The organism is Marinomonas sp. TI.3.20 (assembly GCF_038155025.1).
Lineage (GTDB): Bacteria > Pseudomonadota > Gammaproteobacteria > Pseudomonadales > Marinomonadaceae > Marinomonas > Marinomonas flavescens.
The window spans coordinates 1-349 of the sequence record NZ_JBAKAS010000091.1 but is presented as its reverse complement, the minus strand read 5'-3'; the positions used below and the strand labels follow the sequence as shown (position 1 = coordinate 349).

Genomic DNA, 349 nt, shown 5'->3' with positions numbered 1-349 from the left:
GCATTATCCCCAAAGGCATCGCAACGCCTAGTTTACTAAGTCAGGTCATCACAGGTAAGTTCCAATACAGCTTGCCTTTATATCGACAAGAAACCATGTTCAAGCAATACGGCATTGAACTGAGTCGGCAAACGATGTCGGACTGGATGTTAAAATGCTCGGTTGCGTTACAGCCTCTTTATGATCGACTTCATACAATCTTACTTGAACAACCCGTGATCCAAGCGGATGAAACAACGCTCAATGTCATTAAAGAAGCGCGTTCGAACTGTTATATGTGGCTCTATTGCACCGGTAAAGATGGACCTGACAAACAAAGCCCGATCCCCAATATTGTGTTATACGACTT

Annotated in this window: 1 protein-coding gene; it reads left to right on the top strand. The window is 43.8% G+C overall.

The genetic code is table 11. The features are described 5' to 3' along the window. Positions 1 to 349, top strand: a 349-nt coding sequence (locus V6259_RS19705) for an IS66 family transposase (protein WP_341585977.1), incomplete at both ends; no start/stop codon positions are given.